Raw genomic sequence first — 24,682 nt, 5'->3', positions numbered from 1 at the left:
GAAATGGTTTTCTTCATATTATCAATATGGTAAATGCAATTATTAATTTCAATAACATTAATTAATGTAATTATTGACGGTTATTTACACATTTGCGAATTGACCCTCTCTTCCCGCTGTGCCTTAATATCCCTGTCGCCCAAAAGGGCATGCCCAGGAAAAACACAGTGAGTCAGGCCACGCGTATGCGAAAACGACATCAGTTCAACACCCGGATGACCCGCATCATACTGCTTATCAGCTTCCTGTTTTTCTTCGGCCGCTTCGTTTACTCCTCTATTGGCGCCTGGTATCACCATCAGGACAAGGCCCAGTCACAGCAATCCAGCCTGACCGTTGATTCAGCCGATCGCTAACGCGTCGAAGGATTTTGTAATATCCGAATGATCCCTGCTATTCCTTTGCTCAGGATTTTATCCTGGCGCATCACCACAGCCAGCTGTCGCTGCAGCACGGGCGTGAGCGACATCACGCATAGCCCTTCGCGGTCAGCCGCCAGGTCTACGGCCATACGCGGCACGATACTGTAGCCAAGCCCCGCACGTACCATCCGCTTGATCGCCTCGATGCTGCCCAGTTGCATCACCGGCGTGAGGATTCGCCCCTCGGCCGCAAACCAGCCGTCGATCAGCGCCCGGGTGCCGCTGCCTGATTCAAAAGCAATGAATGGCTGCGCGTGCAACGCAGCCGGCGTCAACGACTGAAAACCGTCCTGCTGGTCCAGCGACGCGATAAAAACAAACTCTTCGTCCATCACCGGCGTAACGTCGAGCGCTCTTCCGCTCACCGGTAGCGTCACCAGCCCCATATCAAGTCGGTTTTCTTCAATTGCCCGGACGATGTCGAGCGTATTGCCGGTCGTCACGCCCACTCTGAGAAGCGGATAGTCACGTCCGAGCTGCTGCAACAGCGGCGGCAGAAGATGAATGCAGGCCGTTGCGCCCGTACCAAGCGTAATGGTGCCACTCACGTCGTGGCTGAACTCACTCACGGACCGAATGGCTTCATCCACCGCCTGCTGAATACGCTCCCCGTGCACCAGCAACGCCTGCCCGGCAGCCGTGGGTTTGATACCCCGCCCGGTACGCTCTACCAGCCGGGTTTGCAGAAACTGCTCCAGCTGGCGGATTTGCAGGCTGACGGCCGGCTGGGAAATGCCCAGCAGGTCCGCCGCCGCGGAAAAACTGCCGCGCTGGATAACCAGACGGAACGTCGCGAGATAGCCCAGGTTGAGCGTTGTCATTCAAAGTTTCTCTTATACAGCGCATAAGGTGGCTGACCTGCCAGCACAATAGCGCGCTCGCTATGCTCAGGACAACTGCATAACGGAATGAAAAACAATGAAAACACGTGTCCTTCCCCGTCACCTCGCCCTCCGGGCAGGTTGTCATCAGCTTATCAACTGGGGGATCTCGTTTTATATGCCCGGGACCTTTGCCCAGGCGATTGTGGCCGACCGGGGGTGGTCATCACCGCAGCTCTACCTCGGCCTGACGCTGGCGATGCTGGTAATGGCGATGGTCTCCCCTTTTGTCGCCCGACTGTTGGCGTACGCTGGCGGGCAGAACGTGGTGATGAGCGGAACGTTACTGATTGCCGCAAGCTGCGCGGGCATGGCATATACGCAGACGCTGTTCGGCTGGTACGGTGCCTGGCTGGTTGCCGGTATCGGGATGCGGCTGTCGCTGTATGATGCGCTGTTCGCCGCGCTGGTGAACCTGTACGGCCAGCAGGCACGCAGAACGATCTCGCGCATTACGCTCGCTGGCGGTCTGGCATCAGCGGTTTTTTGGCCGCTGGGTGATGGGCTGCTGAAAGTGATGAGCTGGCAACACGCATTGCAGATCTACGCCCTCTTTGGCCTGCTGAGTGCGGTGCTGATTCGCACGCTTCCCCACCAGCGGCTGGCGGCCCCCCCGCACGTTACCGCGCCGCCCGTGCGCGAGGAACGGCGTAACGGCTGGCGGTATGCCACGTTTATTGCCCTCATGACCTTTGTCTCTAACGGCACGTCCACCCATCTGCCAGAGTTTATTGCCAGTTTTGGCCTGCCGGTCGCCATCGGCATGCTGTGGGGAGTTGGCCAGACGGGCGCACGCGCCACGGAGGTGCTGGCGGGTGCACGCTTAACCCCGCTCAACCTGACGCTCCTGACCGCCCTCGCCATGCCGCTCTGCTTTGTTATCGGGTTAAGCAGCTCGCTGTTTGACGGGTGTGCCGCCGGTTTTGTGCTGGGCTACGGCGCCATCAACGGGCTGATGACGATAGTAAAAGCCACCCTGCCGCTGACGCTTTTCAGCGCCGAAAGCTATGCCCGCCGCACCGGCATGCTGCTCATTCCCGCACAGCTTATGGCCGCGGCATCGCCGTTTGCCTATGCGTGGCTAAACAAAACGCTGGGGATCGCCGGCGCAATGTGGGTTTCCACCGCGCTAACGCTGGTGATTGCCGGGCTGGCGATAGCGATTGTGCGCAGTGCCGACCCCGCGCGGAATAATGAAATGTATCCCACTGTATCCGGAGCGCCACGCTGACAAGCCGGTACAAAACGCCGTTCCCCGCAAACATCCCGGATACATAAAAATGGTTTTCTGTGTCTGTCATTGTTTAAAACCGAATTTGAAACCGATTGAGGAGAGACTCAGATGATCCGTCGTTATTTACTGCTCCCTGCACTTGTTCTGGCGTCAGCAACCTGCTCCTGGGCCGCACCGCTGGATAACCTCAGCGCTGCCGACGTCAACGGCCCTGCCGCTGTTGCCCCGCTGGAACGTCCACAGCCGGCCGCTAAGCTGATTGTCGATCCACCGCTTGCCGGCCCGCTGAGCAAGGGGGCGGTCTTTATTCAATACCGGGCTGAAAACCTGCGCATCGAGCCGGTATTCGGGCCCGATGCGCTGAAGGTCACACCACGTATCGGCCATATCCATGTCGTGGTGGATGACGCCCCCTGGCACTGGGCCGATACCAGCGGAGAGCCAATCATTCTGGTTGGGTTACCCGCCGGGAAGCATAAAGTGACCATAATTCTGGCCGACCCCACGCATAAACCCATCGACCATAAAACCATTGAATTCACCGTACCGCCTCACGCAACGGTCCATCATTTTTAAGGAGCCAGACAATGAAAGCACTTTCTGTACTGACGGCGGGTCTGCTGGCGCTTTCAGCCAGCGCCTTTGCTGAGAGCAAAACCAGCGTGGTGCTGGTCCATGGCGCGTTTGCCGATGGCAGCAGCTGGAACAAGGTCATTACCCGGCTGCAAAAACAGCATACCGAGGTGATTGCCGTCCAGCTGCCGCTCACGTCGCTTAAAGATGACGTTGCCGCCACCCGGCGCGCCATTGCACGGGCGCAGGGCGATGTGGTGCTGGTAGGTCATTCCTGGGGCGGAACGGTGATCAGCGAAGCGGGCAACGATGCACGGGTAAAATCCCTGGTGTACGTAGCGGCCTTTGCGCCTGATTCCGGCCAGTCGACGGCGGACCTGGCGGGAAGTTACCCACCGCCAGCGGGGAGTGCGGATATCGCAAAAACGGCAGACGGGTATTTGTATCTCCCGCCAGAAGCCGTGATGAAAGACTTCGCACCGGATGCAGGCGCCGTTGAACAGCAGACCATTGCAGCCACTCAGGGGCCGATCAAGGCCGACGCGTTTGCGGAAAAAGTGAGCCATGCGGCCTGGCATGAAAAGCCAAGCTGGTTTGTGGTCAGCAAAAATGACCGGATGATTAACCCGGAGCTTGAACGTGCGATGGCGAAAACGATCCACGCGAAAACCACGGAAGTGGCAGCAAGCCACGTGTCGATGGTGAGTCAGCCGGATGATATTGCCCGCACGATTGAGCAGGCAATAATAAACCATTAAGAATGCAACAAAAGCCCGCGTAGCGCGGGCTTGCAGAGCGTCGGGTTACGTCACTTTCTGCACTTCAGTATCTTGCGCCTTCAGCGCCGTTCCATCCTGCGCTGCTGGCGCCATCAGGGGAACCGGCTTGCCGGTACGCCTGTCGATCAACAGCGAGTGGCGCTCCCCGCTCTCAAACAGATGCTGCTCTCCCCACTGGCGAAGCGCAACGACGATGGGAAACAGGCTTTCGCCTTTGTCCGTCAGGACGTATTCCTGATACGACGTACCGTCTGACGCCCCCTGCATCGCGAGAATGCCCGCGTCGACCAGCTTGCGCAGCCGGTCAGCCAGAATGTTACGCGCAACCCCGAGATCCCGCTGAAAATCCCCGAAACGGCGCATGCCGTCAAAAGCATTACGCACAATCAGAAGCGACCAGCGATCGCCAATCAGATCGACGCTGCGGGCAACGGGACAAAATTCCTGTTCAATCGGTTTACGAGACGGCACAGCGTTACCCCGGCAGGTCAGTCAACAATAACTGGTTGCATTTTAAAACTGCATAGCCTAGCCTTCAACTGGTTTCTTTTTAAAACCACTTTACCCAGGGCGAGGATTTGTACATGTCACATGCGTCACCACTACCGTCAGATCGAAAAACCGGGCACGTCCGCTCAGGCGACATGCCGCGTAGCCTGGTGTGGCTGTTCGCCCTCGCCAGCGGCCTAAGCGTGGCCAATGTCTATTACGCACAGCCGTTGCTTGACGCGTTGTCCAGAGACTTTGGCATCAGCCATGGTGCCATTGGCGGCGTGGTCACCGCCACACAGATTGGCTGTGCTCTGGCTCTGCTGTTCGTGGTTCCTCTGGGGGATAAAGTGGATCGCCGGCGCCTGATGGCGCTACAGCTTGTCGTACTGGTCGCCGCACTGGTCACGGTCGGCATGGCGCAGACGTCAACGATGCTGCTGGCGGGTATGCTCGCCACCGGCATGGCAGGAACGGCCATGACGCAAGGGCTAATCGCCTATGCCGCCAACGCCGCGTCGCCGCATGAGCAAGGCCGCGTTATTGGTGCGGCACAAGGCGGGGTATTTATGGGCCTGTTAGTGGCCCGCGTCGTCTCCGGAGGCATCAGTGATATCGCGGGCTGGCGTGGCGTGTATCTCTCTGCCGCCGGGCTGATGGTCATTATTGCGTTTCCGCTGTGGTGGAGGCTGCCCCGCTTGCCTGCGGTGCCTGAAACGATGAGTTACCCGCGCCTGATTCACTCAATGCTGATCCTGCTGCGGGAAGAAAAAGTCCTGCAGGTGCGCGGCGTACTGGCTTTACTGATGTTCGCTGCGTTCAATATTTTCTGGAGCGCCCTGGTGCTGCCGTTAAGTGCCCCACCCTATAACTTATCGCATACCGCCATTGGTGCTTTTGGCCTGGCCGGAATGGCAGGCGCGTTAGCGGCAACCCGGGCCGGAGAGTGGGCCGATCGAGGATATGCCCGGCGCACCAGCGCGGCTGCACTGGTCATGTTACTCCTGGCGTGGTGGCCGATTTCACTGATGGACCGTTCGCTCGGCATTTTGCTCATTGGCATCGTGCTGCTCGATTTGGGCGGGCAGGCGCTGCATGTCACCAACCAGAGCCTGATCTTTCGTGCCCGCCCCGAGGCACATAGCCGGCTGGTCGGGCTTTACATGCTGTTTTATGCCGTCGGCAGCGGTCTGGGCGCGCTGAGCACCACGATGACGTATGCCATCGCGGGCTGGCAGGGCGTCTGCCTGACTGGCGCAGCGGTGAGCCTGGTGGCGCTGGTGTTCTGGTGGGTAACGCGCAAGACAGGATAAGGGTGATAAAAAAAGCCCGCGGGGTGCGGGCTTCTGCAACGTCAACGTGGATAGTCGCGGTTGATCCACGCGTGATCGTCTTCCCAGGTGAACATCCATTTTCGCACCGGACCGGCCATCACGTTGAGATAGTAGCTGTCATAACCAGCCAGCGTCGCCACCGGATGGTACCCCTTCGGCACCATCACCACGTCGCGGTTATAAACGGCCATACACTCATCCAGCGACCTGTCGTCGGTATAGACCCGCTGCATGCAGAACCCCTGCCCGGGGTTGAGGCGATGATAGTAGGTCTCCTCCAGGTAGGTTTCCTGCGGTGGATTATCCGTATCGTGCTTATGGCTCGGGTATGAACTGGTGCAGCCTTCATTGGTCCAGACCTCAACCACCAGCAGGCTGTCGGCGGGTTGATCTTCCGGCAGAATGTTGTGCACGTAGCGCTGGTTATGGCCTTTGCCACGCGCCTGCGCGTCGATATTCTGCGGAGCGATAAGCCGTGTCGGAAAGGTCCCTTTGCCGGGTGCGGCGCAGACCGCCAGCTCCAGCGTCGTCAGCGCCTTAATCTGCACCGTCTCCTGCGGCGTGACGTAGACCGCCCAGGGCTTTATGCGCTCAAACGGGCTCATCCGCTCGCCGATGTCAGTAAACTGCGCGGTAGGTGTGCTGATAGAGGCCCGTCCGGCCACCAGCACCAGACAGCGCTCTTCGCTGACGGCGGGCAGCGTCAGCGTCTGCCCCTCCTGCAGTTCATATGCTTCAAAGCCAACGTATCCCCAGCCCGCGCGTTCCGGCGTGACGGACTGGGTGCGGCCCTCCGCACTCGGCGGTTGCCAGCGTGATAACAGACGTGACATGTCACCTCCTCAGATAAGCCCGGCGTCGCGCGCCAGACGGCTCAGGTTGTTATACCCCAGACGGGCGTAGGTCAGCGGGTGAGCGATAGCAGGATCCTGCTCCGCCTCCACCACCAGCCAGCCGTGATAATCCTGCGCCTTCAGCAGCCGCATGATGGGCGGATAGTCCACGCAGCCGTCACCCGGTACGGTGAAGACCCCACTCAGCACCGCATCAAGGAAGCTGGTTTTGCGGTTTTTGACGTCCGCCAGCACGTCGGCGCGCACGTCTTTGCAGTGAACATGGTTAATGCGCGATGCCCAGCGCTGGGCCACCGCCAGCGGATCAGCCCCGGCAAAGGTCAGATGGCCCGTGTCCAGCAGCAGGCCCACCTCTTCACCGGTATGGGTCATCAGGTTATCGACATCTTCAGCGGACTCAATGACCGTTCCCATATGGTGATGGTAGGCAATCTGCACCCCCTGCTGCTGCGTGTAGCGGGCAAAAGCGGTCAGCTTCTCACCGTACTCTTGCCAGCGCCCGTGCGGGAAGCGCGGGCGAAGATGAACCGGCGTCTGTTGCTCGCCGTGAATACAGCCGCTCACTTCGGCGAATACCAGCACCTTTGCCCCCAGTTCGCGCAGCAGCGTCAGGTGGGACTGCACGGCGGCAATCTCCTCCTCCACGCTACGCTCCAGCAGACGCCCTGAATACCAGCCGGAGACCAGTTGCAGATCGTGGCGCTGCAAAATGGGGCCAAGCAGGCGCGCCTCACGCGGGAATTTATTGCCCAGTTCGAAACCGGCAAAACCGGCCTCTTTCCCTTCGCTCAGACAGGTATCCAGCGGCGTCTCCGCGCCGAGTGAAGGCAGATCGTCGTTCGTCCATGTCAGCGGGTTAATGCCTAATTGCACACTCATTGTCGTCTCCTGAATTATGCGTGTCCGCGCTCGCGCCACCAGGCGATAAGCTGCAGGTAATTGTCCCGGATGCGTGCCACCAGCTGCGCATCGTCAATATCGTGTTTCAGCCATGCACGGGACGCATCGCCAAACAGCGTGCGTCCTACGGCAAAGCCCTTCACCAGCGCGTGTCCCGAGGCGGCTTTAAAATCAGCACGAAGCTGCTCAGCCGGGGCGTCCAGCCCGAGGATCACCACGCCACGGCAGTGTGGATCCCGACGTTCAATAATCTCGCTCAGCGCCGTCCAGCCATCGGCAGAGAGCGGCGGCAGTTTCCACCAGTCGGGAGAGATCCCCAGGTTGTAAAAACGCGAGATGGCGCGCAGGTAAAGCTCATCGCTGCGCGGCATGCTGGCTGGCAGGATCACCTCCAGCAGCAGTTCATGACCGGACTGGCAGCAGGCGTGGTAGACCTCTGCGATTTTCTGCTCCTGCTCCAGACGCAGGCCGTGCGCATCTTCCGGATGGAAAAAGACCAGGCATTTCACCACATGCTCCTGCGGCCAGCTGATGAGCTGCGTGCCGATGTTACCGTGCTCCATCTCCAGCGGCCGGGAGCCCGGCAGCTCAATAGGGCGGCCTATCCACCACCCTTCACCGGTAATCGCGTTCAGGGCGTCCTGACCAAAAGTGCCGTCACACAGCAGGCCGGCTTTGCCCTCAAGCCCTGCGCTGCTGGCCGCCTCACGGCTGGCCTGCAGAATAAGCTGCTTCAGCGCCGGGATGCGCTTCAGGGATGCCCCGCACTGCAACGCCATATCTTCCAGCTGGCTGCGATGATCGAAGGCCATCACGCACAGCTCCGGCCACTCGCGGCGGCGGGTAGTGACGCGGTGCAGATGGTTCAGGCGCGCGTCAAGATCGGGACGCGGCACCGACGCCGCACGCGACAGGTAGTCGTCCAGCTCAGCCTTGCTCGGCATCGCCGGGGCACAGCCGTGGCGGGAAACCACCAGCGCACCACACGCGTTGGCATAGCGGCAGGCCTGCTCCCAGCCTTCGTCGTTAAGGTAGCCGCGCAGCAGGCCGGACATAAACGCGTCGCCCGCACCGAGCACGTTCAGCACCTCAACGCGCACGCCGGTCACCGTCAGACCCTCATCCAGCCGGGGCGGTATAGCGTCGGTGTACACCGAACAGCCAAGCGCTCCACGCTTGCAAACCAGCGTGGCGTTACTCACGGCGCGCACGCGACCCAGCGCCTGCAGGGTATCGGTACTGCCACCTGCAATGTGAAACTCTTCTTCGGTGCCGACAATGACATCGAAAAGGTGCAGCACCTCCTGCAGTTCACGGGTCACGTTTTCCGCGGCAATAAAGCGCGTCTCCCCGTCCCCTAACGAGGTCAGCCCCCACAGCACCGGCCGGTAGTCGATATCCAGCACCGTGCGAACACCGTGACGGCGGGCATAGTTAAGCGCCGTCAGCACCGCGTCACGGGTCTGAGGGTGCGAGAGATGGGTCCCGGTGATGGCAAGGCACCGTGCGGAGGCAATGTAGCGTTCGTCCACATCGCTGGCCGTGATGGCCATATCCGCGCAGTTATCGCGATAAAAAATCAGTGGAAAGGTGTCCCGGTCTTTAATGCCGAGGAGCACCAGCGCCGTCAGGCGTTCTTTGTCGGTGATCAGATGGCTGGTATCGCAGCCCACCTGGTGTAATTCTTCTCGCAGGAAGCGTCCCATATGTTCATCACCGACGCGTGCCAGCATCGATGAGCGCAGCCCCTGACGCGCCGTCCCGTAGGCTACGTTGCCGGACGAGCCGCCGAGATATTTCGCGAAGCTCGACACATCTTCAAGACGGGCACCAATTTGCTGACTGTAGAGGTCTACCGCCACGCGGCCCATGCATATCACATCAAACTGCTTTTCCACGTTGATACCTCATCAGACAATGTCGTTCACGTTCAGCCAGCGGCCTTCCTGGTGTGAGAGTGCGATGGCATCCAGCACCCGCGAAACCTTCCAGCCCTCTTCAAAGTCCGGCCACATCGGCACATCAGCGGCAATACCGTCGACCAGGTCGCGTACTTCCACCGTTTTTTGATCGTTAAAGCCGATACCATGGCCCGCTCCCATGCAAAACGCGCCATAGTCCGGATGTGACGGACCCACAAGCAGCGTGCGGAATCCCTGGCGGTTTACCGGGTCGTCATGCAGATAGAGCTTCAGTTCCGCCATCCGCTCCTGGGTAAAACTGATGGCCCCTTTGGTGCCGGTTATCACGTACGACAGTCCCATCTTGCGCCCGCAGGCGACGCGGGACGTTTCAATCACCCCTTGTGCTCCGCCGGCGAAACGGACCATCGCGTGCGCCTGATCTTCGTTTTCAACCGCAACGTTTTGCGACGAACCGGCCTGCGCCGGGCGCTCAGGCACAACAATTTTTAAATCACCGCAGACCTGCTGAATGTCCCCGACCAGATACTGCGCCATGTTGACGATATGCGCCGCCAGGTCCCCCAGTGCACCCAGCCCGGCGGTCTCTTTAAAACAGTGCCAGTGAATGGGAGAAAGCGGGTCGGCCATATAATCTTCGTTGTGGGTACCGTAGAAGTGGATCACCTCGCCAATCTCGCCGCGGGCGATGATCTCTTTCGCCAGCTGTGCCGTCGGGTTTTTCATGTAGTTAAAACCCACCAGCGTTTTCACCCCTGCCCGCTTCGCGGCGTCCACCATTTCACGTGCGTCATGGGCATTCAGCGCCAGCGGCTTTTCCGAGTAGACATGCTTACCGTGGCGAATGGCCTCCAGCGCCATCTCTTTATGCAGATGGTTGGGCGAGCATATATCCACGACATCAATCGCCGGGTCAGCCACCAGTGCCCGCCAGTCGCCGGTTGAGCGGTTGAAGCCAAAGGCCTGCGCCCGCTCTGCCGCCAGCGCGGGCGTCACTTCCGCCACCATCTCGCGCACCAGTTTGCCGCGCAGGGTAAATACCGTCGGCGCCTGGGCATAGGCGATGGCATGCGCCTTGCCGATATACCCGGTGCCAATCAATCCAATACGAACCTCTTTCATCCTGATCCTCACAATGCGCCGCGACGGCTCTTGGCATAGGTGTCGAATGCCACCGCCAGAACGATAATTAATCCGGTGATTATTTGCTGGTAATAGGCCGAGACGTTCATCAGCACCAGACCGTTAATCAGGATCCCCATAATGATGGAACCAATGATGGTGCCGCCGATGCGTCCATAGCCGCCCATCAGCGAGGTGCCGCCGATGACCACCGAGGCGATAACGCGCAGTTCAAAGGAGATCCCGGCGACCGCTTCCGCACTGCCAAGACGAGCGCTGAGAATGAAGCCCGCCAGTCCCGCCAGACAGCCAATCAGCACATAGACACTCACCAGCACGCGCTTCACGTTGACCCCCGCCAGGCGCGCTGCCTCCGGGTTACCGCCGATGGCATAGACGAAGCGTCCCCAGCGGGTTTTATGCAGCGCCAGGTACCCGCCAAGCGCCACGATGGCGAAAATCCAGATTGGAATGGAGATGCCAAGCAGCTCCCCGCGTCCCCACCAGCGGTAACCCGGGTCGAAACCTGCAATGGGCGCGCCGTCGTTAATCACCAGCGTCAGACCACGCCAGATGGTCATCCCGCCGAGCGTGACGATAAACGGCGGCAGGCGCAGTCGGGTTACGCCCAGGCCGTGCAGGAAGCCAATCGCCGTGCCCATCGCCAGGCAAATCCCCAGCCCAATCAGCCAGCTCATGCCGCCCCAGGCGTTCGGATCAACGGTGGTGAAGTTGTCGCCCTTAATCACGTATGCGGCGGTCATGGCGCAGACCGCCAGGATGGAGCCGACAGAAAGATCGATACCGGCAGTCAAAATGACGAAGGTCATCCCCACGGCCATGATCCCGTAGATGGACACCTCGGTCAGGATGTTGAAAATATTGCGTTCAGAGAAAAAATTGCTGTTCTGCGACTGAAAGAAAATCAGCAGCAGGATCATGAAAATCAGTACCCCGAAGCGCTCGAAGAAGGCGATAGGATCGAGGCGTCCGCTGCGTTTCACCGGAACCTGCGTTTTAGAAATCATCTGCGTCATGGAAAACTCCGTTATGCCGCGTTGAGGGCGTTGTGGTTGATGGCCATCATCGTCATCAGCCGCTCTTCGTTAGCGTCGTCGCCGTGGATCTCACCGGTCACCCGGCCTTCACTGAGCGTGATGATCCGATCGGATACCGCCATCACTTCAGGCAGATCGGAGGAGATCACGATCACCGCCACGCCCTGTTTGGCCATATCAAACAGCACCTGGTGCACTTCCGACTTGGTGCCCACGTCGATACCGCGCGTCGGCTCATCGACAATCAGCACCCGAGGGTTCAGCGCCATGCAGCGCGCCAGGATAACTTTCTGCTGGTTACCGCCGGAGAGCTTGCGCACCTCCTGCGCGCTGTTGACCATTTTGATCTGCAGCGCCTTGCGGTAGGACTCAATCAGATCGTCCTCTTTGCGGGTATTCACAAACCAGCGCCACTGCATCAGAGAAGAGAGACTGGAGAGCGACAGGTTGTCGCGAATCGATAACCCCAGCACCGCCCCCTCTTTCTTGCGATCTTCCGGGACCAGCGCGATGCCCTGCTCGAGGGCGTACATCGGGTCGCGCGGTTGATACGGGGCGCCGTCCAGTTCAAAGCTGCCCGAGGTAAAGGCATCCGCCCCGAACAGGCAGCGCGCCACTTCGGTGCGCCCTGCCCCCACCAGGCCGGCAATGCCCAGTACTTCTCCGGCGTGGATATGGAAGCTGATGTCATGCAGGGCAATGCCGTGCGGATCCAGCGGCGGTTTTTCGCGGCTTAGCCCTTTTACTGCCAGACGGACCGGCTTGTTTTCATGATGGGTTTCGCTGGCGGGACGACGATTAAAGGCCACGTCACGCCCCACCATCAGACGGATCAGCTGCTCGACATTGGTTTGCGCCACGGCGCCACTGCCGGTGAAACGGCCGTCCTGGAAAACGGTAAAGCGATCGCAAAGCTGGAAAACTTCGTGCAGTCGGTGGGTAACGTAAATAATGCTCACCCCCCGGTTTTTCAGCTCGCGCACCACGCGGTGCAGGCTTTCCACCTCGCTGTCGCTCAGCGCCGCGGAGGGTTCATCCATGATGATCAGCCTGGCGTTCAGCGTCAGCGCCCGGGCAATCTCGACCATCTGCTGCTGGGCTACGCTCAGACGGGCGACAGGCGTGGTTGGCGCAACGTTCAGCTGCAGATAATCGAGGATCACCTGCGCCTCCTGGTTCACCGCTTTTTCGTCGACAATCAGGTTACGTTTACGCGGCTCACGCCCGAGAAACATGTTTTCCGCGACGGTCATATTGGGCAGCAGGTTAAATTCCTGATAGATAGTGATAATGCCCTTGTTCTGCCGCTCAACCGGTGAATCGTCCACCGGCAGCGTGTCGCCGTTGAACCAGATATCCCCGCGCGTTTGCGGCTGTGCGCCCGCCAGGGCTTTCAGCAGCGTGGATTTCCCCGCTCCGTTCTCACCCAGCAGCGCGTGGATCTCCCCGGCACCGACGGTGAGCTGTGCGCTGCTCAGCGCCCAGACACCAGAAAAGCTTTTTGCCAGGTCGGTCACTTTCAGTAAGGGTTGCGACATCGGTCTGCTCCTCCTTAATAGTGAGCCGCCACCTGTGCGGCGGCTCCGGATAAATCAGTTACCGGCCTCACTGATGCGCTCAGCCTGCTGCAGATTTTCTTTGGTGATAAGCGTTGGCGGGTAGTCCGCGCCGGTGATGGCTTTCTTCTCACGCACGTTGGCCACCAGCTGGCTCATCGCCGTTTGTACCGCGAAGCCCGGGCGTTGATCCGCCGTGACCGCCAGCCAGCCGTCGCGCACGCGCGCCAGCGCCTCAGGGACCGCGTCAAATCCGGTCACCAGAATTTCACCTGGCTTCACGCCCTGGCCCTGCAGCGCTTCAATTGCGCCCAGTGCCATGTCGTCATTGGCGGAGAGGATCACCTGTGGGCGTTTCGGCAGTGACGGCAGAACGCTTTCCACAATGCGCATCCCTTCAGAACGCATCCAGTTGCCGGTCTGATCGGCAACGATCTTGTACTTGTCCCCGCCCGCCTTCAGGCTGTCGCGGATCCCTTTGGTACGTTCAATGTTGGAGGAGGAACCTGGCTGGCCGGTGAGCAGAATAATGTCTGCCCCGTTGGGGAATTTGCTTTTAACGAAGTCGCCAATCGCCTGGCCGCCTTTGTAGTTGTTAGCACCAAAATGCGGCACCTTCTTCTGGCTGTCGACGGAGCGGTCAAGCGTCACAACGGGCAGATTCGCATCCTGAATTTCATCCACCGCGCTGGAGACGGCATTGACGTCATTCGGGGAGACGATGAACCCCTGCGCACCACGGGTGATGGCGTTTTCCAGGTCAGCGACCTGTTTCGGCGAGCTGCCCTGCCCGTCCAGTACCTGAAGCTTTACGCCCATCTCTTTTGCGGCTTTTACCGCGGTACGCTGCATGTGAACTTCAAACGGCATCGCCAGGTTTGGTGTACTGAAAACTATTTGCTCGTTTTCGGCCATTGCTGCCCCGGCGGTCATGGCGATGAGGGCGGCTAAGATCAGTTTTTTCATTATTATGTCTCTCTGTGTAGGGTGGTTGTGTTTAGAGGACGATCTCACGCTGGCTACGCAGGGATTCCAGCGCTTTATCCGCCAGGTACAGCGCACGTTCACCATCATCGCCGCTACAGTCAGGCGTCGCTTCGCCGCGCAGCACCGCAACAAAGTGTTCCCATTCCGCGGCGTAAGCGGATTTGTAGCGCTGCAGGAAGAAGTGTTCCGGCAGTGCGCCGGTGCAACCCTGTTTGCCGTAGTGCTGCACCTGATTTTCAAGAATATTGCCCGCACACAGCAGGCCTTCTGAGCCGTGCAGTTCCAGGCGCTGGTCGTAGCCGTAAGAAGAGCGGCGGCTGTTGACGATGGTCGCCATCGCGCCGGAGGCATACTTCAGTACGATAAACGCGGTATCGATATCCCCCGCCTCGCCAATCGCCGGATCCACCAGATTGCTGCCCTGGGCATATACCGACACCGGCTCTTCGCCCATGATGAAGCGCGCCATATCAAAATCGTGAATGGTCATGTCGCGGAACATACCGCCGGAAACGCGCACATATTGCGCCGGTGGCGGGGACGGGTCGCGGGAGATAATCAGCAGCGATTCGGGCTTGCCGATCCGCCCGGCCTGCACCTCGGTTTTGACCCGGCGAAACTGCGGGTCAAAGCGGCGGTTAAAACCGATAAACAGCGGTACGTTGTACTCGTTAACCACTTTCAGGCAGTCGCGCACGCGGGCAAGATCCAGGTGTACCGGCTTTTCACAGAAGATCGCTTTGCCGTGGCGGGCGGCCATCTCAATCAGATCCGCGTGGGTATCCGTCGCAGACGCGATCAGCACGGCATGAACGTTTGGGTCGCTCATCGCGTCCTCCAGGCTCTGCAGACGAGCCTGATATTGCGCGGCGAGGCGGGTGGCAAATTCCTGATTCGGGTCGACCACAGACCAGAGCGTGGTCTCACTGTGGCTGGCGATGTTAGCTGCATGTACCTGGCCAATTCGGCCAGCGCCCAGTAAAGCAATGTTAAACATAACGGCTCCCGGTGTTGGTGAATGCTGTGAACTAACGACCCCTTAAATAAAACATTTATTTCATTTTTATAAATAGTGAAAATTATATTTTTGAGTGCGGGTTAACACTTTTGAGATGATTGAGATAAATTTTGTTATCAATATCACAACATTGCAGCCGCGCCGCGATGCACTTGCCACAGAAACACAGGAGACAAAATGGCGACAGGTGTGCCCTCTCCCGTGGCGGGAGAGGGTGAGAATGTAGGCAGTGAAAAATGAAATGAAAATTTCGTTATGGCGGGAAATACTTAATACTGGCGTGCTTTTTTTACCTGCGCCTGGGTTTGCTCAGCGGCTTTGCGCACCGCAGGCGATCCCGCGACCTGCGCATCACCGGTTCGCCACCATGACGCGTAATCATGGGTCATGGTTTTCGGCAGCACTTTGATATCCAGCAGCGTTGGGCCTGGATGCGCCCGCGACGCCTCCAGCGCCGCCAGCAGACTCTGCTCGTCGTGGACCCGCCACGCGCGACAGCCGTAGCTTTCCGCGTTCTGGGCGAAATCGACTTTTACCAGCGGTCCGTCAAGCCGGCCTGAATCTGGATTTCGATGACGGTTTTCCGTACCGAAGCTCCCCATCCCGTGCCCCATCTGCAGGTTATTAATGCAGCCGAAGCTGGCATTATCAAACAGCAAAACGGTGACGTTAATCCCCTCCTGCACCGCGGTTTGTAGCTCGGAGTGCAGCATCATGTAGGAGCCATCCCCCACCATGGCGTAAACCGGCTGATGCGGGCTGGCAAGCTTCGCGCCTATCGCCGCCGCAATCTCATACCCCATGCAGGAGTAGCCGTACTCCAGGTGGTAACTGTCCGGCGTCTTCACCTGCCAGAGGCGCTGTAAATCCCCGGGCAGCGATCCGGCCGCGCCCACAACGATGGCGTTATCTTCAATATGTTGATTGATAAGCCCCAGCACCCGCGTCTGGGTCAGACGGGTGTTGAGCACCTCACCGTATTCCGCCAACTGCGCATCAAGGTGCCCTGCCACTTCAGGCGCATCGTCGGGATGCCACTGACGGCCCCATAAGCGCTGGCACTCCGCATGCCAGGCAGATTTCGCCTGAGCAATCTCCTCTCCCCAGTGGTTTCGGTACGCGGGGAGCGCCTGCGTTAAAGCGTGCAGCCCGGTTTGCGCATCGGCAATCAGCGCCGTGGCATCCAGTTTCAGGGCATCAAACTCGGCGACATTCAAAAGCAGGAACTCGACGTCCGGATGGGAAAAGAGCGCTTTAGAGCCGGTGGTAAAGTCCGTCAGGCGCGTGCCGATGCCAATCACCAAATCCGCCCTGGGTGCAAGCTGGTTAGCGGCCATTCCGCCCGTCACACCGATCCCCCCCAGATTAAGGGGATGATCGCTTACCAGCGCCCCCTTTCCGGCCTGGGTTTCGGCAAACGGCAGTTGCAGCGTCTCGACAAATTGCCGAAATGCCTCATGCGCGCCGGAATAACGCACGCCCCCGCCACACACCACCAGTGGACGGCGTTTACGGGCAATCAACGCCTGTGCCTGGGCCAGACGCTGGGGGTCAGGCGGACGGCGTTCAATGTGATGCACGCGACGCGCAAAGAAGCTCAGGGGATAATCCCAGGCTTCGCCCTGCACGTCCTGCGGCAGGCAAATGGTCACTGCCCCCGTCGCTGCAGGGTCAGTAAGCGTTCGCATCGCATTTAACATCGCGCTCATTAACTGTTCGGGACGGTTAATGCGGTCCCAGTAGCGTGAAACGGGACGGAAGCAGTCGTTGGTGCTGATACTGAGATCGTGGTACTGCTCGATTTGCTGCAAAACCGGATCGGGCTGGCGGCTGGCATAGATATCCCCCGGTAACAGCAGGAGCGGAATGCGGTTCGCGGTGGCGGTCGCCGCGGCCGTCACCATATTAGCCGCGCCGGGCCCGACGGATGAGGTGACGGCAAAAATGCGCCGACGGCGATGCTGTTTAGCGAATCCGGTCGCCATATGGGCGATGCCCTGTTCGTTACACCCCTGCATCACCTGCAGGTGGCCAGGATCCTGCTCCAGTGCCTGGCCTATACCCAGCACGTTGCCGTGACCAAAAATGGTCGCCACGCCCTCCACGAAGGGCGTTTCGTGTCCATCAATGGAGACATATTGTTGATTAAGGAATCTGACCAGGGCCTGAGCCATGGTCATACGTTCGGTTTGCATAAAACCTCCTGTCAGCCCAGCGTCGGCATGGAGAACGCAGCGCCAGTCTCCTGCTGCATTTCCGGCCAGCGTGCGGTGATGGTTTTCATTCGGGTGTAGAAACGCACGCCGTCGTTGCCGTGGACATTCAGCGCACCAAAGATCGAACGCTTCCAGCCACCAAAACTGTGGAACGCCATCGGCACCGGGATCGGCACGTTCACCCCAACCATCCCCGCCTGCACCTCTTCGCAGAAGCGGCGCGCGCAGCCACCGTCACGGGTAAATATTGCCGAGCCATTACCATATTCATGCCGGTTAATCAGGCCCACCGCGCTGCTGTAATCTGCAACACGCACCACAGAAAGTACCGGCCCGAAAATCTCTTCTTTATAGATGGTCATCTCCGGCGTGACGTTATCGAACAGCGTTGGTCCGACAAAATAGCCCTGCTCGTGGCCTTTCACGCTGAACCCACGGCCATCCACGCGCAGGCGCGCTCCCTGAGTTTCCCCGCTGTCGATATAGCCCAGCACTTTGTTACGGTGTGCCGAGGAGATAAGCGGCCCCATTTCGTTCTCTGGCGTCTGGTCCAGACCCGGTCCGACGCGCAGCGCGGCAATCTGTTTTTCCAGCCGGGAACAGAGTTCATCAGCGGTGTTATCCCCCACCGCCAGCACCACCGACAGCGCCATGCAACGTTCTCCCGCCGCGCCGAAGGCAGCGCCCATAATCGCGTTCGTCGCCATATCCATATCGGCATCCGGCATTAAGATACAGTGGTTTTTTGCCCCGCCCAGTGCCTGACAGCGTTTACCGTGGGCGGAGGCGGTCTCGTAAATGTATTGGGCGATCGGCGTTGAACCGACAAAGCTCACAGCCTGCACGCGTGGGTCAGTCAGCAGCACGTCAACCGACTCTTTATCACCCTGCACCACGTTAAACACGCCGTCAGGCAGGCCGGCGTCTTTCAGCAGTTTTGCCAGCGCGAGCGCCAGAGAGGGATCTTTTTCCGACGGTTTCAGCACGAACGTGTTGCCGGTGGCCAGCGCAATCGGGAACATCCACATCGGTACCATTGCCGGGAAATTAAACGGCGTGATCCCGGCACATACGCCGAGCGGCTGCATCAACGAGTGGCTGTCGACACCGGTGCCGACGTTAGCGGAGTGCTCACCTTTTTGCAGATGCGGGATGCCGCAGGCAAACTCCACCACTTCCAGGCCGCGGGTCAGCTCGCCCACCGCGTCGGAGAAGACTTTGCCATGCTCTTCGCTGATGATGCGGGCCAGGCGCTCCATGTTCTCTTCCAGCAGCGCTTTGAAGCGGAACATCACGCGTGCGCGTTTAAGTGGAGAATGACGCGCCCAGCCAGGAAAAGCCTGCTGTGCTGCGGCAATCGCCTGTTCGGTTTCCTGTGCCGTACTCATCACCACCTGGCGGATCTGCTCTCCGGTGGCCGGGTTGAAGATTGCCTGAACGCGCTGGCCTGAACCGGTGACACACTCGCCGTGAATAAAATTCGCTACCGTCTCCATCCTTAACCTCTCGCTGTTGATACGTGACTGTTACCTGAACACTATATATGAAACAAATATTCCATTTTAAGTTGAAATAAAATAAATGATGATTATTGTGATCAAGGATGGATTTTTATGTTAACAGCCACCATCACCGGTGCAGCCTGCGCTATTAAGGCATTTCAGGCGTTGAAATGCGTGAAGCTTCTGTTTCATTTTTGAGGCCAGATGGACGGCCGGCATTTAAAAGACGCGGTTTTGCGTTTAGAATCATAAAACTATGCATAGGGGGTAAAATGACCACAGCAACCAGCCTGAATGAGCTGCAGCAGCAAATCCGCGATCGCTACGATAGCCTGAGCAAGAGGCTGCAGCAGGTCTCCCGCTATGTGCTGGATAATACCAACAGCGTGGCCTTTGATACGGTCGCCGTCATTGCCGAGCGTGCCGATGTGCCGCCGTCAACGCTGATCCGTTTTGCCAATGCTTTTGACTTCACCGGTTTCAACGAGATGAAACAGCTGTTTCGCATGAACCTGGTGGAAGAGACCGCCAGCTACAGTGACCGCGCCCGGCTGTTTCGCGAAATGGAAAGCCAGGCCGTCCCGGAAACCCCGCTCGATATTCTGCAGGAGTTCGCCCGTTCAAATGCGCAGGCCCTCCAGCAGCTGGCCGCCCGCGCCGAGCCGGAGATGCTGGAGCGCGCCGTACAACTGCTGGCCGACGCCGACACAATCTATATCGCCGGGTTACGCCGCTCGTTTAGCGTTGCCGCCTATCTGACCTACGCCCTGAGCCACCTGGAGTGCCGCCCTATTCTGCTCGACGGAATGGGGGGGATGCTGCGTGAGCAGATCAACCGCATCAAGGCGCAGGACATCGTGGTATCGATCAGCTTCTCGCCGTATGCGGAAGAGACGGTGATGGTCAGCGAAACCGCCGCCAGCGTCGGCGCGCGGCAGATTGTGATCACCGACAGCCAGATAAGCCCGCTGGCCACCTTCAGCGATCTCTGTTTTGTGGTGAAAGAGGCGCAGGTTGACGCGTTTCGCTCGCAGTCGGCGACGCTGTGCCTCGTGCAGTCGCTGGTGGTAGCGCTGGCATATCGGCTGGGAAGTGGGAAGTAACGGAGAATAAAAAACCCCCTGCGCAAGCAGAGGGTTTGGGGTGATATCAGGGGAAAATCATTCCCACTCAATCGTAGCCGGTGGCTTACCGCTGATGTCATACACCACGCGGGAGATACCGTTCACTTCGTTGATAATGCGGTTAGAGACGCGACCCAGGAAGTCGTACGGCAGGTGCGCCCAGTGCGCGGTCATGAAGTCGATGGTTTCTACCGCACGCAGGGAAACAACCCAGTCGTACTTACGGCCATCGCCCATCACGCCGACAGAGCGCACCGGCAGGAACACGGTGAACGCCTGGCTCACTTTGTTGTACAGGTCAGCTTTGTGCAGCTCTTCAATGAAGATAGCGTCCGCACGACGCAGCAGGTCGCAGTACTCTTTCTTCACTTCGCCCAGCACACGCACGCCCAGACCAGGACCCGGGAACGGGTGACGGTAGAGCATGTCGTATGGCAGACCCAGTTCCAGGCCGATCTTACGTACTTCATCTTTGAAAAGCTCACGCAGCGGTTCAACCAGGCCCATCTTCATCTCTTTCGGCAGGCCGCCCACGTTATGGTGAGATTTGATGACATGTGCTTTACCGGTTGCGGAAGCCGCAGATTCAATCACGTCAGGGTAAATGGTGCCCTGCGCCAGCCATTTAACGTCTTCCAGCTTCAGCGCTTCTTCATCGAACACTTCAACGAAGACGCGACCGATGATTTTACGTTTCGCTTCCGGATCGTTCTCGCCGGCCAGCGCGTCGAGGAAGCGCTTCTCGCCTTCCACGTGAATGATGTTCAGACCGAAGTGGTCGCCGAACATATCCATAACCTGCTGCGCTTCGTTCAGACGCAGCAGACCGTTGTCCACGAATACACAGGTCAGGTTTTTGCCGATTGCGCGGTGCAGCAGCATCGCGGTGACAGAGGAGTCAACACCGCCGGACAGGCCGAGGATCACTTTGTCATTGCCAACCTGCTGGCGGATACGCTCAACGGCGTCGTCGATGATTTTTGCTGGCGTCCACAGTGCTTCACACTGGCAGATATCACGCACGAAGCGTTCCAGCATGCGCATACCCTGACGGGTGTGGGTCACTTCCGGGTGGAACTGCACACCGTAGAAGCGTTTTTCTTCGTTCGCCATAATCGCAAACGGGCAGTTATCGGTGCTGGCAACGGTCACAAAGTCAGACGGGATGGCGGTGACTTTGTCGCCGTGGCTCATCCACACGTCCAGCAGCGGTTTGCCGTCTGCGGTCAGGGAGTCTTCGATACCGCGAACCAGCGCGCTGTCGGTGACGACTTCAACCTGCGCGTAACCAAACTCACGCTCGTTAGACCCTTCTACGTGGCCGCCCAGCTGCATGGCCATAGTCTGCATACCGTAGCAAACGCCGAATACCGGCACGCCCGCTTCAAACACGTACTGCGGTGCGCGTGGGCTGTTCTCTTCGGTGGTGCTTTCCGGGCCGCCGGACAGGATGATGCCGCTTGGATTGAATTCGCGAATCTGTGCTTCCGTGACATCCCATGCCCACAGTTCACAGTAAACGCCCAGTTCACGCACGCGACGCGCCACCAGTTGAGTGTACTGAGAACCAAAGTCCAGGATGAGAATGCGATGTTTATGAATGTTTTCCGTCATTGACGCTAATTCCGAGGCAAGTGAAACAAATACAGAGCGCCCGGCATGAGCCGGGCGCGGAAATTTATCAGGAGCCCAGACGGTAGTTCGGGGACTCTTTGGTGATCGTCACGTCGTGAACGTGGCTCTCCTGGATACCCGCACCGCTGATGCGTACGAATTCCGCTTTAGTACGCAGCAGGTCGATGGTACCACAGCCGGTCAGACCCATACAGGAGCGCAGGCCGCCCATCTGCTGGTGAATGATCTCTTTCAGGCGGCCTTTATAGGCAACGCGGCCTTCGATACCTTCCGGTACCAGTTTGTCAGCGGCGTTATCGCTCTGGAAGTAACGGTCGGAAGAGCCTTTGGACATCGCGCCCAGGGAGCCCATACCACGGTATGATTTGTAAGAACGGCCCTGGTAGAGTTCGATTTCGCCCGGGGATTCTTCAGTACCGGCCAGCATGGAGCCAACCATGACGGCTGCAGCACCTGCAGCGATCGCTTTCGCGATGTCGCCAGAGAAGCGGATACCGCCGTCAGCGATAACCGGAATACCGGTGCCTTCCAGCGCTTCAACCGCGTCGGATACCGCGGTGATCTGCGGAACGCCTACGCCAGTCACGATACGGGTGGTACAAATAGAGCCAGGACCGATACCGACTTTCACCGCGCTGCAGCCTGCTTCAGCCAGTGCGCGAGCGCCTGCGCCCGTTGCAACGTTACCGCCGATGATCTGCAGGTCTGGGTATTTCGCACGGGTTTCACGAATACGTTGCAGAACGCCTTCGGAGTGGCCGTGAGAGGAGTCAATCAGCAGTACGTCAACGCCCGCAGCCACCAGCGCGTCAACACGCTCTTCGTTACCTGCACCCGCGCCAACGGCAGCACCTACGCGCAGACGGCCATGCTCGTCTTTACAGGCGTTAGGTTTACGTTCTGCTTTCTGGAAATCTTTAACAGTGATCATGCCCAGCAGGTGGAAGTTCGCGTCCACAACCAGTGCTTTCTCAACGCGCTTCTCGTGCATTTTAGCCAGCACGACGTCACGGGTTTCGCCTTCACGGACGGTCACCAGACGCTCTTTCGGGGTCATGTATACGCTGACAGGCTGGTTCAGGTCAGTCACGAAACGCACGTCACGGCCGGTGATGATGCCCACCAGTTCGTTATCTTCGGTGACAACCGGGTAACCGGCGAAACCGTTACGTTCGGTCAGGGCTTTCACTTCGTGCAGGGTGGTGGTTGGCAGAACGGTCTGTGGGTCAGACACGATGCCGGATTCATGTTTCTTCACGCGGCGAACTTCTTCAGCCTGACGCTCAATAGACATGTTTTTATGAATAAAGCCGATGCCACCTTCCTGTGCCAGGGCGATAGCCAGGCGCGCTTCAGTCACGGTGTCCATTGCCGCAGAGAGCATAGGAATGTTCAGGCGAATCGTTTTCGTCAACTGCGTGCTGAGATCGGCAGTATTCGGCAGAACGGTGGAATGAGCGGGAACGAGGAGGACGTCGTCAAACGTCAGTGCTTCTTTAGCGATACGTAGCATGGGCAATATCTCTGACCTGGTGGGTGGTTAAATATTGCCGTGGCATTATACAGAGCGTAACCGATTGCATCCACACTTTTTTATAAAAAAACCTTGCACTCCCCTCTCAGCAGGTTACTATCGACTGAATAACTTGCTGATTTAGAATTTGATCCCGCTCACATGTTATCCACTCAATCCCCCTCAATTTTTACTGTCAGCCGCCTTAATCAGACGGTTCGTTTGCTGCTTGAGCAGGAAATGGGGCAGGTCTGGATCAGCGGTGAAATTTCTAACTTCACGCAGCCTTCATCTGGTCACTGGTACTTCACGTTAAAAGACGACACCGCTCAGGTGCGCTGTGCAATGTTCCGCAACAGCAACCGCCGCGTGACGTTTCGCCCTCAGCATGGTCAGCAGGTTCTGGTTCGTGCCAATATCACCCTGTATGAGCCGCGCGGCGATTATCAAATCATCGTCGAAAGTATGCAGCCTGCGGGCGAAGGTGTGTTGCAGCAGAAGTACGAGCAGCTAAAAGACAAACTCTCGCAAGAGGGTCTGTTCGATCAGCAGTTCAAAAAACCGCTCCCTTCACCTGCCCACTGCGTTGGGGTGATTACGTCAAAAACCGGGGCGGCACTGCACGACATACTTCATGTCCTCAAACGCCGCGACCCGTCCCTGCCCGTTATCATCTACCCGACCGCTGTTCAGGGTGATGACGCACCGGGTCAGATTGTCCGCGCCATTGAACTTGCAAACGCACGTCAGGAATGCGACGTGCTGATTGTCGGGCGTGGCGGCGGTTCGCTGGAAGACCTGTGGAGCTTTAACGACGAACGCGTGGCACGGGCCATTTTCGCAAGCCAGATCCCGGTCGTCAGCGCCGTCGGCCACGAAACGGACGTAACGATAGCTGATTTTGTGGCGGATTTACGCGCGCCAACGCCCTCCGCAGCCGCGGAAGTGGTGAGCCGCAATCAGCTGGAGCTGCTGCGCCAGCTGCAGAATGGTCAGCAGCGTCTTGAAATGGCGATGGACTATTTCCTGGCCAACCGGACGCGCCGGTTTACCCAGCTTCATCATCGCCTGCAACAGCAGCATCCGCAATTGCGGCTGGCCCGTCAGCAAACCGTGCTGGAGCGTCTGCGTCAGCGAATGAACATCGCGCTGGATATTCAGCTCAAGCGCGCGGTCTCGCGCCAGCAGCGTATTACTCAGCGCCTGAACCAGCAGACCCCACAGCCGAAGATTTATCGCGCGCAAACGCGTATTCAACAGCTTGAGTATCGACTGGCAGACACTATCCGCGCACGTCTTAGCATCACACGTGAACGCTTTGGCAACGCCGTGACCCACCTCGAGGCGGTCAGCCCGCTCTCGACGCTGGCACGAGGCTATAGCGTAACGACCGCCACCGACGGTAAAGTGCTGAAGCAAACGAAGCAGGTGAAAGCCGGAGATGTTCTCACCACCCGTCTGTCAGACGGCTGGGTGGAGAGCGAAGTGAAAGAGATTAAACCGGTGAAAAAAACGCGCCAGCGAAAAACCGGATAATTCTTCGTCGGTTACAAACTATACTGC

Annotated in this window: 21 protein-coding genes; 7 read left to right on the top strand and 14 right to left on the bottom strand. The window is 58.6% G+C overall.

The features are described 5' to 3' along the window. Positions 1 to 185 precede the first annotated feature (185 nt). Positions 186 to 356, top strand: coding sequence for a YfgG family protein (locus tag QE396_RS00495; protein ID WP_020883056.1), 171 nt, complete (start codon positions 186 to 188; stop codon positions 354 to 356). Here the strand turns inward: QE396_RS00495 and QE396_RS00490 are convergent. Beyond that, a complete protein-coding gene (locus tag QE396_RS00490) occupies positions 353 to 1,243 on the bottom strand; it encodes a LysR family transcriptional regulator (protein ID WP_014171137.1) in 891 nt (296 codons plus the stop codon). The two genes, QE396_RS00495 and QE396_RS00490, sit on opposite strands and share 4 nt — an antisense overlap. A gap of 97 nt (positions 1,244 to 1,340) precedes the next feature. Between QE396_RS00490 and QE396_RS00485 the strand changes: the two genes are divergently transcribed. From QE396_RS00485 to QE396_RS00475, 3 genes are all read left to right on the top strand, one after another. Further along, complete coding sequence (locus QE396_RS00485; protein WP_020883055.1) at positions 1,341 to 2,534, top strand: MFS transporter; 1,194 nt, start codon at positions 1,341 to 1,343, stop codon at positions 2,532 to 2,534. Positions 2,535 to 2,645: 111 nt separating this feature from the next. Continuing rightward, positions 2,646 to 3,113, top strand: a complete 468-nt coding sequence (locus tag QE396_RS00480) for a DUF6130 family protein (RefSeq protein WP_020883054.1) — start codon at positions 2,646 to 2,648, stop codon at positions 3,111 to 3,113. 11 nt (positions 3,114 to 3,124) lie between these two features. Continuing rightward, entirely contained in the window at positions 3,125 to 3,868 is a 744-nt protein-coding gene (locus QE396_RS00475) for an alpha/beta fold hydrolase (protein ID WP_020883053.1), read from the top strand. A 45-nt stretch (positions 3,869 to 3,913) separates the two neighbouring features. Here the strand turns inward: QE396_RS00475 and QE396_RS00470 are convergent, their stop codons facing one another. Further along, positions 3,914 to 4,360: a helix-turn-helix domain-containing protein gene (locus tag QE396_RS00470; protein WP_020883052.1), complete on the bottom strand. Its 447-nt coding sequence runs from the start codon at positions 4,358 to 4,360 to the stop codon at positions 3,914 to 3,916. 113 nt (positions 4,361 to 4,473) lie between these two features. Here QE396_RS00470 and QE396_RS00465 point away from each other — a divergent pair, with 113 nt between their 5' ends. Further along, positions 4,474 to 5,691, top strand: coding sequence for an MFS transporter (locus QE396_RS00465; protein WP_020883051.1), 1,218 nt, complete (start codon positions 4,474 to 4,476; stop codon positions 5,689 to 5,691). Between the two features lie 41 nt (positions 5,692 to 5,732). Here the strand turns inward: QE396_RS00465 and iolB are convergent, their stop codons facing one another. The 10 genes from iolB to QE396_RS00415 all read right to left on the bottom strand — a co-directional run bounded on the left by iolB (position 5,733) and on the right by QE396_RS00415 (position 18,841). Further along, positions 5,733 to 6,545 (bottom strand): 5-deoxy-glucuronate isomerase, encoded by an 813-nt coding sequence (iolB, locus tag QE396_RS00460; protein WP_020883050.1) that lies wholly within the window; start codon positions 6,543 to 6,545, stop codon positions 5,733 to 5,735. 9 nt (positions 6,546 to 6,554) lie between these two features. Beyond that, the gene (gene iolE, locus QE396_RS00455) at positions 6,555 to 7,445 is read right to left on the bottom strand and encodes a myo-inosose-2 dehydratase (protein ID WP_020883049.1); all 891 of its coding nucleotides are present in this window, start codon (positions 7,443 to 7,445) and stop codon (positions 6,555 to 6,557) included. A 14-nt stretch (positions 7,446 to 7,459) separates the two neighbouring features. Then, positions 7,460 to 9,364 (bottom strand): 5-dehydro-2-deoxygluconokinase, encoded by a 1,905-nt coding sequence (gene iolC, locus QE396_RS00450; RefSeq protein ID WP_020883048.1) that lies wholly within the window; start codon positions 9,362 to 9,364, stop codon positions 7,460 to 7,462. Between the two features lie 12 nt (positions 9,365 to 9,376). Then, positions 9,377 to 10,510 (bottom strand): Gfo/Idh/MocA family protein, encoded by a 1,134-nt coding sequence (locus tag QE396_RS00445; RefSeq protein ID WP_020883047.1) that lies wholly within the window; start codon positions 10,508 to 10,510, stop codon positions 9,377 to 9,379. Positions 10,511 to 10,518: 8 nt separating this feature from the next. Then, on the bottom strand, positions 10,519 to 11,547 hold the full coding sequence (locus QE396_RS00440; RefSeq protein ID WP_014171147.1) for an ABC transporter permease: 1,029 nt from the start codon (positions 11,545 to 11,547) through the stop codon (positions 10,519 to 10,521). An 11-nt stretch (positions 11,548 to 11,558) separates the two neighbouring features. Continuing rightward, positions 11,559 to 13,106 carry a sugar ABC transporter ATP-binding protein gene (locus QE396_RS00435; protein ID WP_020883046.1) on the bottom strand — a complete coding sequence of 516 codons (1,548 nt, stop codon included), beginning with the start codon at positions 13,104 to 13,106 and terminating at the stop codon, positions 11,559 to 11,561. Between the two features lie 54 nt (positions 13,107 to 13,160). Beyond that, on the bottom strand, positions 13,161 to 14,090 hold the full coding sequence (locus tag QE396_RS00430) for a sugar ABC transporter substrate-binding protein (RefSeq protein WP_020883045.1): 930 nt from the start codon (positions 14,088 to 14,090) through the stop codon (positions 13,161 to 13,163). A 31-nt stretch (positions 14,091 to 14,121) separates the two neighbouring features. Beyond that, positions 14,122 to 15,108: an inositol 2-dehydrogenase gene (iolG, locus tag QE396_RS00425; RefSeq protein ID WP_020883044.1), complete on the bottom strand. Its 987-nt coding sequence runs from the start codon at positions 15,106 to 15,108 to the stop codon at positions 14,122 to 14,124. A 290-nt stretch (positions 15,109 to 15,398) separates the two neighbouring features. Further along, positions 15,399 to 17,324, bottom strand: coding sequence for a 3D-(3,5/4)-trihydroxycyclohexane-1,2-dione acylhydrolase (decyclizing) (iolD, locus tag QE396_RS00420; protein ID WP_020883043.1), 1,926 nt, complete (start codon positions 17,322 to 17,324; stop codon positions 15,399 to 15,401). An 11-nt stretch (positions 17,325 to 17,335) separates the two neighbouring features. Further along, positions 17,336 to 18,841: a CoA-acylating methylmalonate-semialdehyde dehydrogenase gene (locus tag QE396_RS00415; protein ID WP_020883042.1), complete on the bottom strand. Its 1,506-nt coding sequence runs from the start codon at positions 18,839 to 18,841 to the stop codon at positions 17,336 to 17,338. Positions 18,842 to 19,119: 278 nt separating this feature from the next. Between QE396_RS00415 and QE396_RS00410 the strand changes: the two genes are divergently transcribed. Continuing rightward, positions 19,120 to 19,950 carry a MurR/RpiR family transcriptional regulator gene (locus tag QE396_RS00410; protein WP_020883041.1) on the top strand — a complete coding sequence of 277 codons (831 nt, stop codon included), beginning with the start codon at positions 19,120 to 19,122 and terminating at the stop codon, positions 19,948 to 19,950. 57 nt (positions 19,951 to 20,007) lie between these two features. On the opposite strand, the gene guaA is transcribed toward QE396_RS00410, so the two are convergent. After that, on the bottom strand, positions 20,008 to 21,585 hold the full coding sequence (gene guaA, locus QE396_RS00405) for a glutamine-hydrolyzing GMP synthase (RefSeq protein WP_014171154.1): 1,578 nt from the start codon (positions 21,583 to 21,585) through the stop codon (positions 20,008 to 20,010). Between the two features lie 67 nt (positions 21,586 to 21,652). Then, positions 21,653 to 23,119: an IMP dehydrogenase gene (gene guaB, locus QE396_RS00400; protein ID WP_020883040.1), complete on the bottom strand. Its 1,467-nt coding sequence runs from the start codon at positions 23,117 to 23,119 to the stop codon at positions 21,653 to 21,655. 162 nt (positions 23,120 to 23,281) lie between these two features. Here guaB and xseA point away from each other — a divergent pair, with 162 nt between their 5' ends. After that, positions 23,282 to 24,655, top strand: coding sequence for an exodeoxyribonuclease VII large subunit (xseA, locus tag QE396_RS00395; RefSeq protein ID WP_020883039.1), 1,374 nt, complete (start codon positions 23,282 to 23,284; stop codon positions 24,653 to 24,655). Positions 24,656 to 24,682: the final 27 nt, after the last annotated feature.

This window comes from Enterobacter sp. SORGH_AS_0287 (assembly GCF_031453695.1).
Taxonomy (GTDB): Bacteria; Pseudomonadota; Gammaproteobacteria; order Enterobacterales; family Enterobacteriaceae; genus Enterobacter; species Enterobacter ludwigii.
The sequence above is the reverse complement of the archived record's forward strand: the minus strand, read 5'-3'. Positions and strand labels throughout refer to the sequence as shown.

Excerpts from the sequence above, each read along its gene's own strand:
- QE396_RS00495 (WP_020883056.1), top strand. The coding sequence starts at position 186 with ATGCGAAAACGACATCAGTTCAACACCCGGATGACCCGCATCATACTG.
- QE396_RS00490 (WP_014171137.1), bottom strand. The coding sequence starts at position 1,243 with ATGACAACGCTCAACCTGGGCTATCTCGCGACGTTCCGTCTGGTTATC.
- QE396_RS00485 (WP_020883055.1), top strand. The coding sequence starts at position 1,341 with ATGAAAACACGTGTCCTTCCCCGTCACCTCGCCCTCCGGGCAGGTTGT.
- QE396_RS00480 (WP_020883054.1), top strand. The coding sequence starts at position 2,646 with ATGATCCGTCGTTATTTACTGCTCCCTGCACTTGTTCTGGCGTCAGCA.
- QE396_RS00475 (WP_020883053.1), top strand. The coding sequence starts at position 3,125 with ATGAAAGCACTTTCTGTACTGACGGCGGGTCTGCTGGCGCTTTCAGCC.
- QE396_RS00465 (WP_020883051.1), top strand. The coding sequence starts at position 4,474 with ATGTCACATGCGTCACCACTACCGTCAGATCGAAAAACCGGGCACGTC.
- iolB (WP_020883050.1), bottom strand. The coding sequence starts at position 6,545 with ATGTCACGTCTGTTATCACGCTGGCAACCGCCGAGTGCGGAGGGCCGC.
- iolE (WP_020883049.1), bottom strand. The coding sequence starts at position 7,445 with ATGAGTGTGCAATTAGGCATTAACCCGCTGACATGGACGAACGACGAT.
- QE396_RS00445 (WP_020883047.1), bottom strand. The coding sequence starts at position 10,510 with ATGAAAGAGGTTCGTATTGGATTGATTGGCACCGGGTATATCGGCAAG.
- QE396_RS00440 (WP_014171147.1), bottom strand. The coding sequence starts at position 11,547 with ATGACGCAGATGATTTCTAAAACGCAGGTTCCGGTGAAACGCAGCGGA.
- QE396_RS00435 (WP_020883046.1), bottom strand. The coding sequence starts at position 13,106 with ATGTCGCAACCCTTACTGAAAGTGACCGACCTGGCAAAAAGCTTTTCT.
- QE396_RS00430 (WP_020883045.1), bottom strand. The coding sequence starts at position 14,090 with ATGAAAAAACTGATCTTAGCCGCCCTCATCGCCATGACCGCCGGGGCA.
- iolG (WP_020883044.1), bottom strand. The coding sequence starts at position 15,108 with ATGTTTAACATTGCTTTACTGGGCGCTGGCCGAATTGGCCAGGTACAT.
- iolD (WP_020883043.1), bottom strand. The coding sequence starts at position 17,324 with ATGCAAACCGAACGTATGACCATGGCTCAGGCCCTGGTCAGATTCCTT.
- QE396_RS00415 (WP_020883042.1), bottom strand. The coding sequence starts at position 18,841 with ATGGAGACGGTAGCGAATTTTATTCACGGCGAGTGTGTCACCGGTTCA.
- QE396_RS00410 (WP_020883041.1), top strand. The coding sequence starts at position 19,120 with ATGACCACAGCAACCAGCCTGAATGAGCTGCAGCAGCAAATCCGCGAT.
- guaA (WP_014171154.1), bottom strand. The coding sequence starts at position 21,585 with ATGACGGAAAACATTCATAAACATCGCATTCTCATCCTGGACTTTGGT.
- guaB (WP_020883040.1), bottom strand. The coding sequence starts at position 23,119 with ATGCTACGTATCGCTAAAGAAGCACTGACGTTTGACGACGTCCTCCTC.
- xseA (WP_020883039.1), top strand. The coding sequence starts at position 23,282 with ATGTTATCCACTCAATCCCCCTCAATTTTTACTGTCAGCCGCCTTAAT.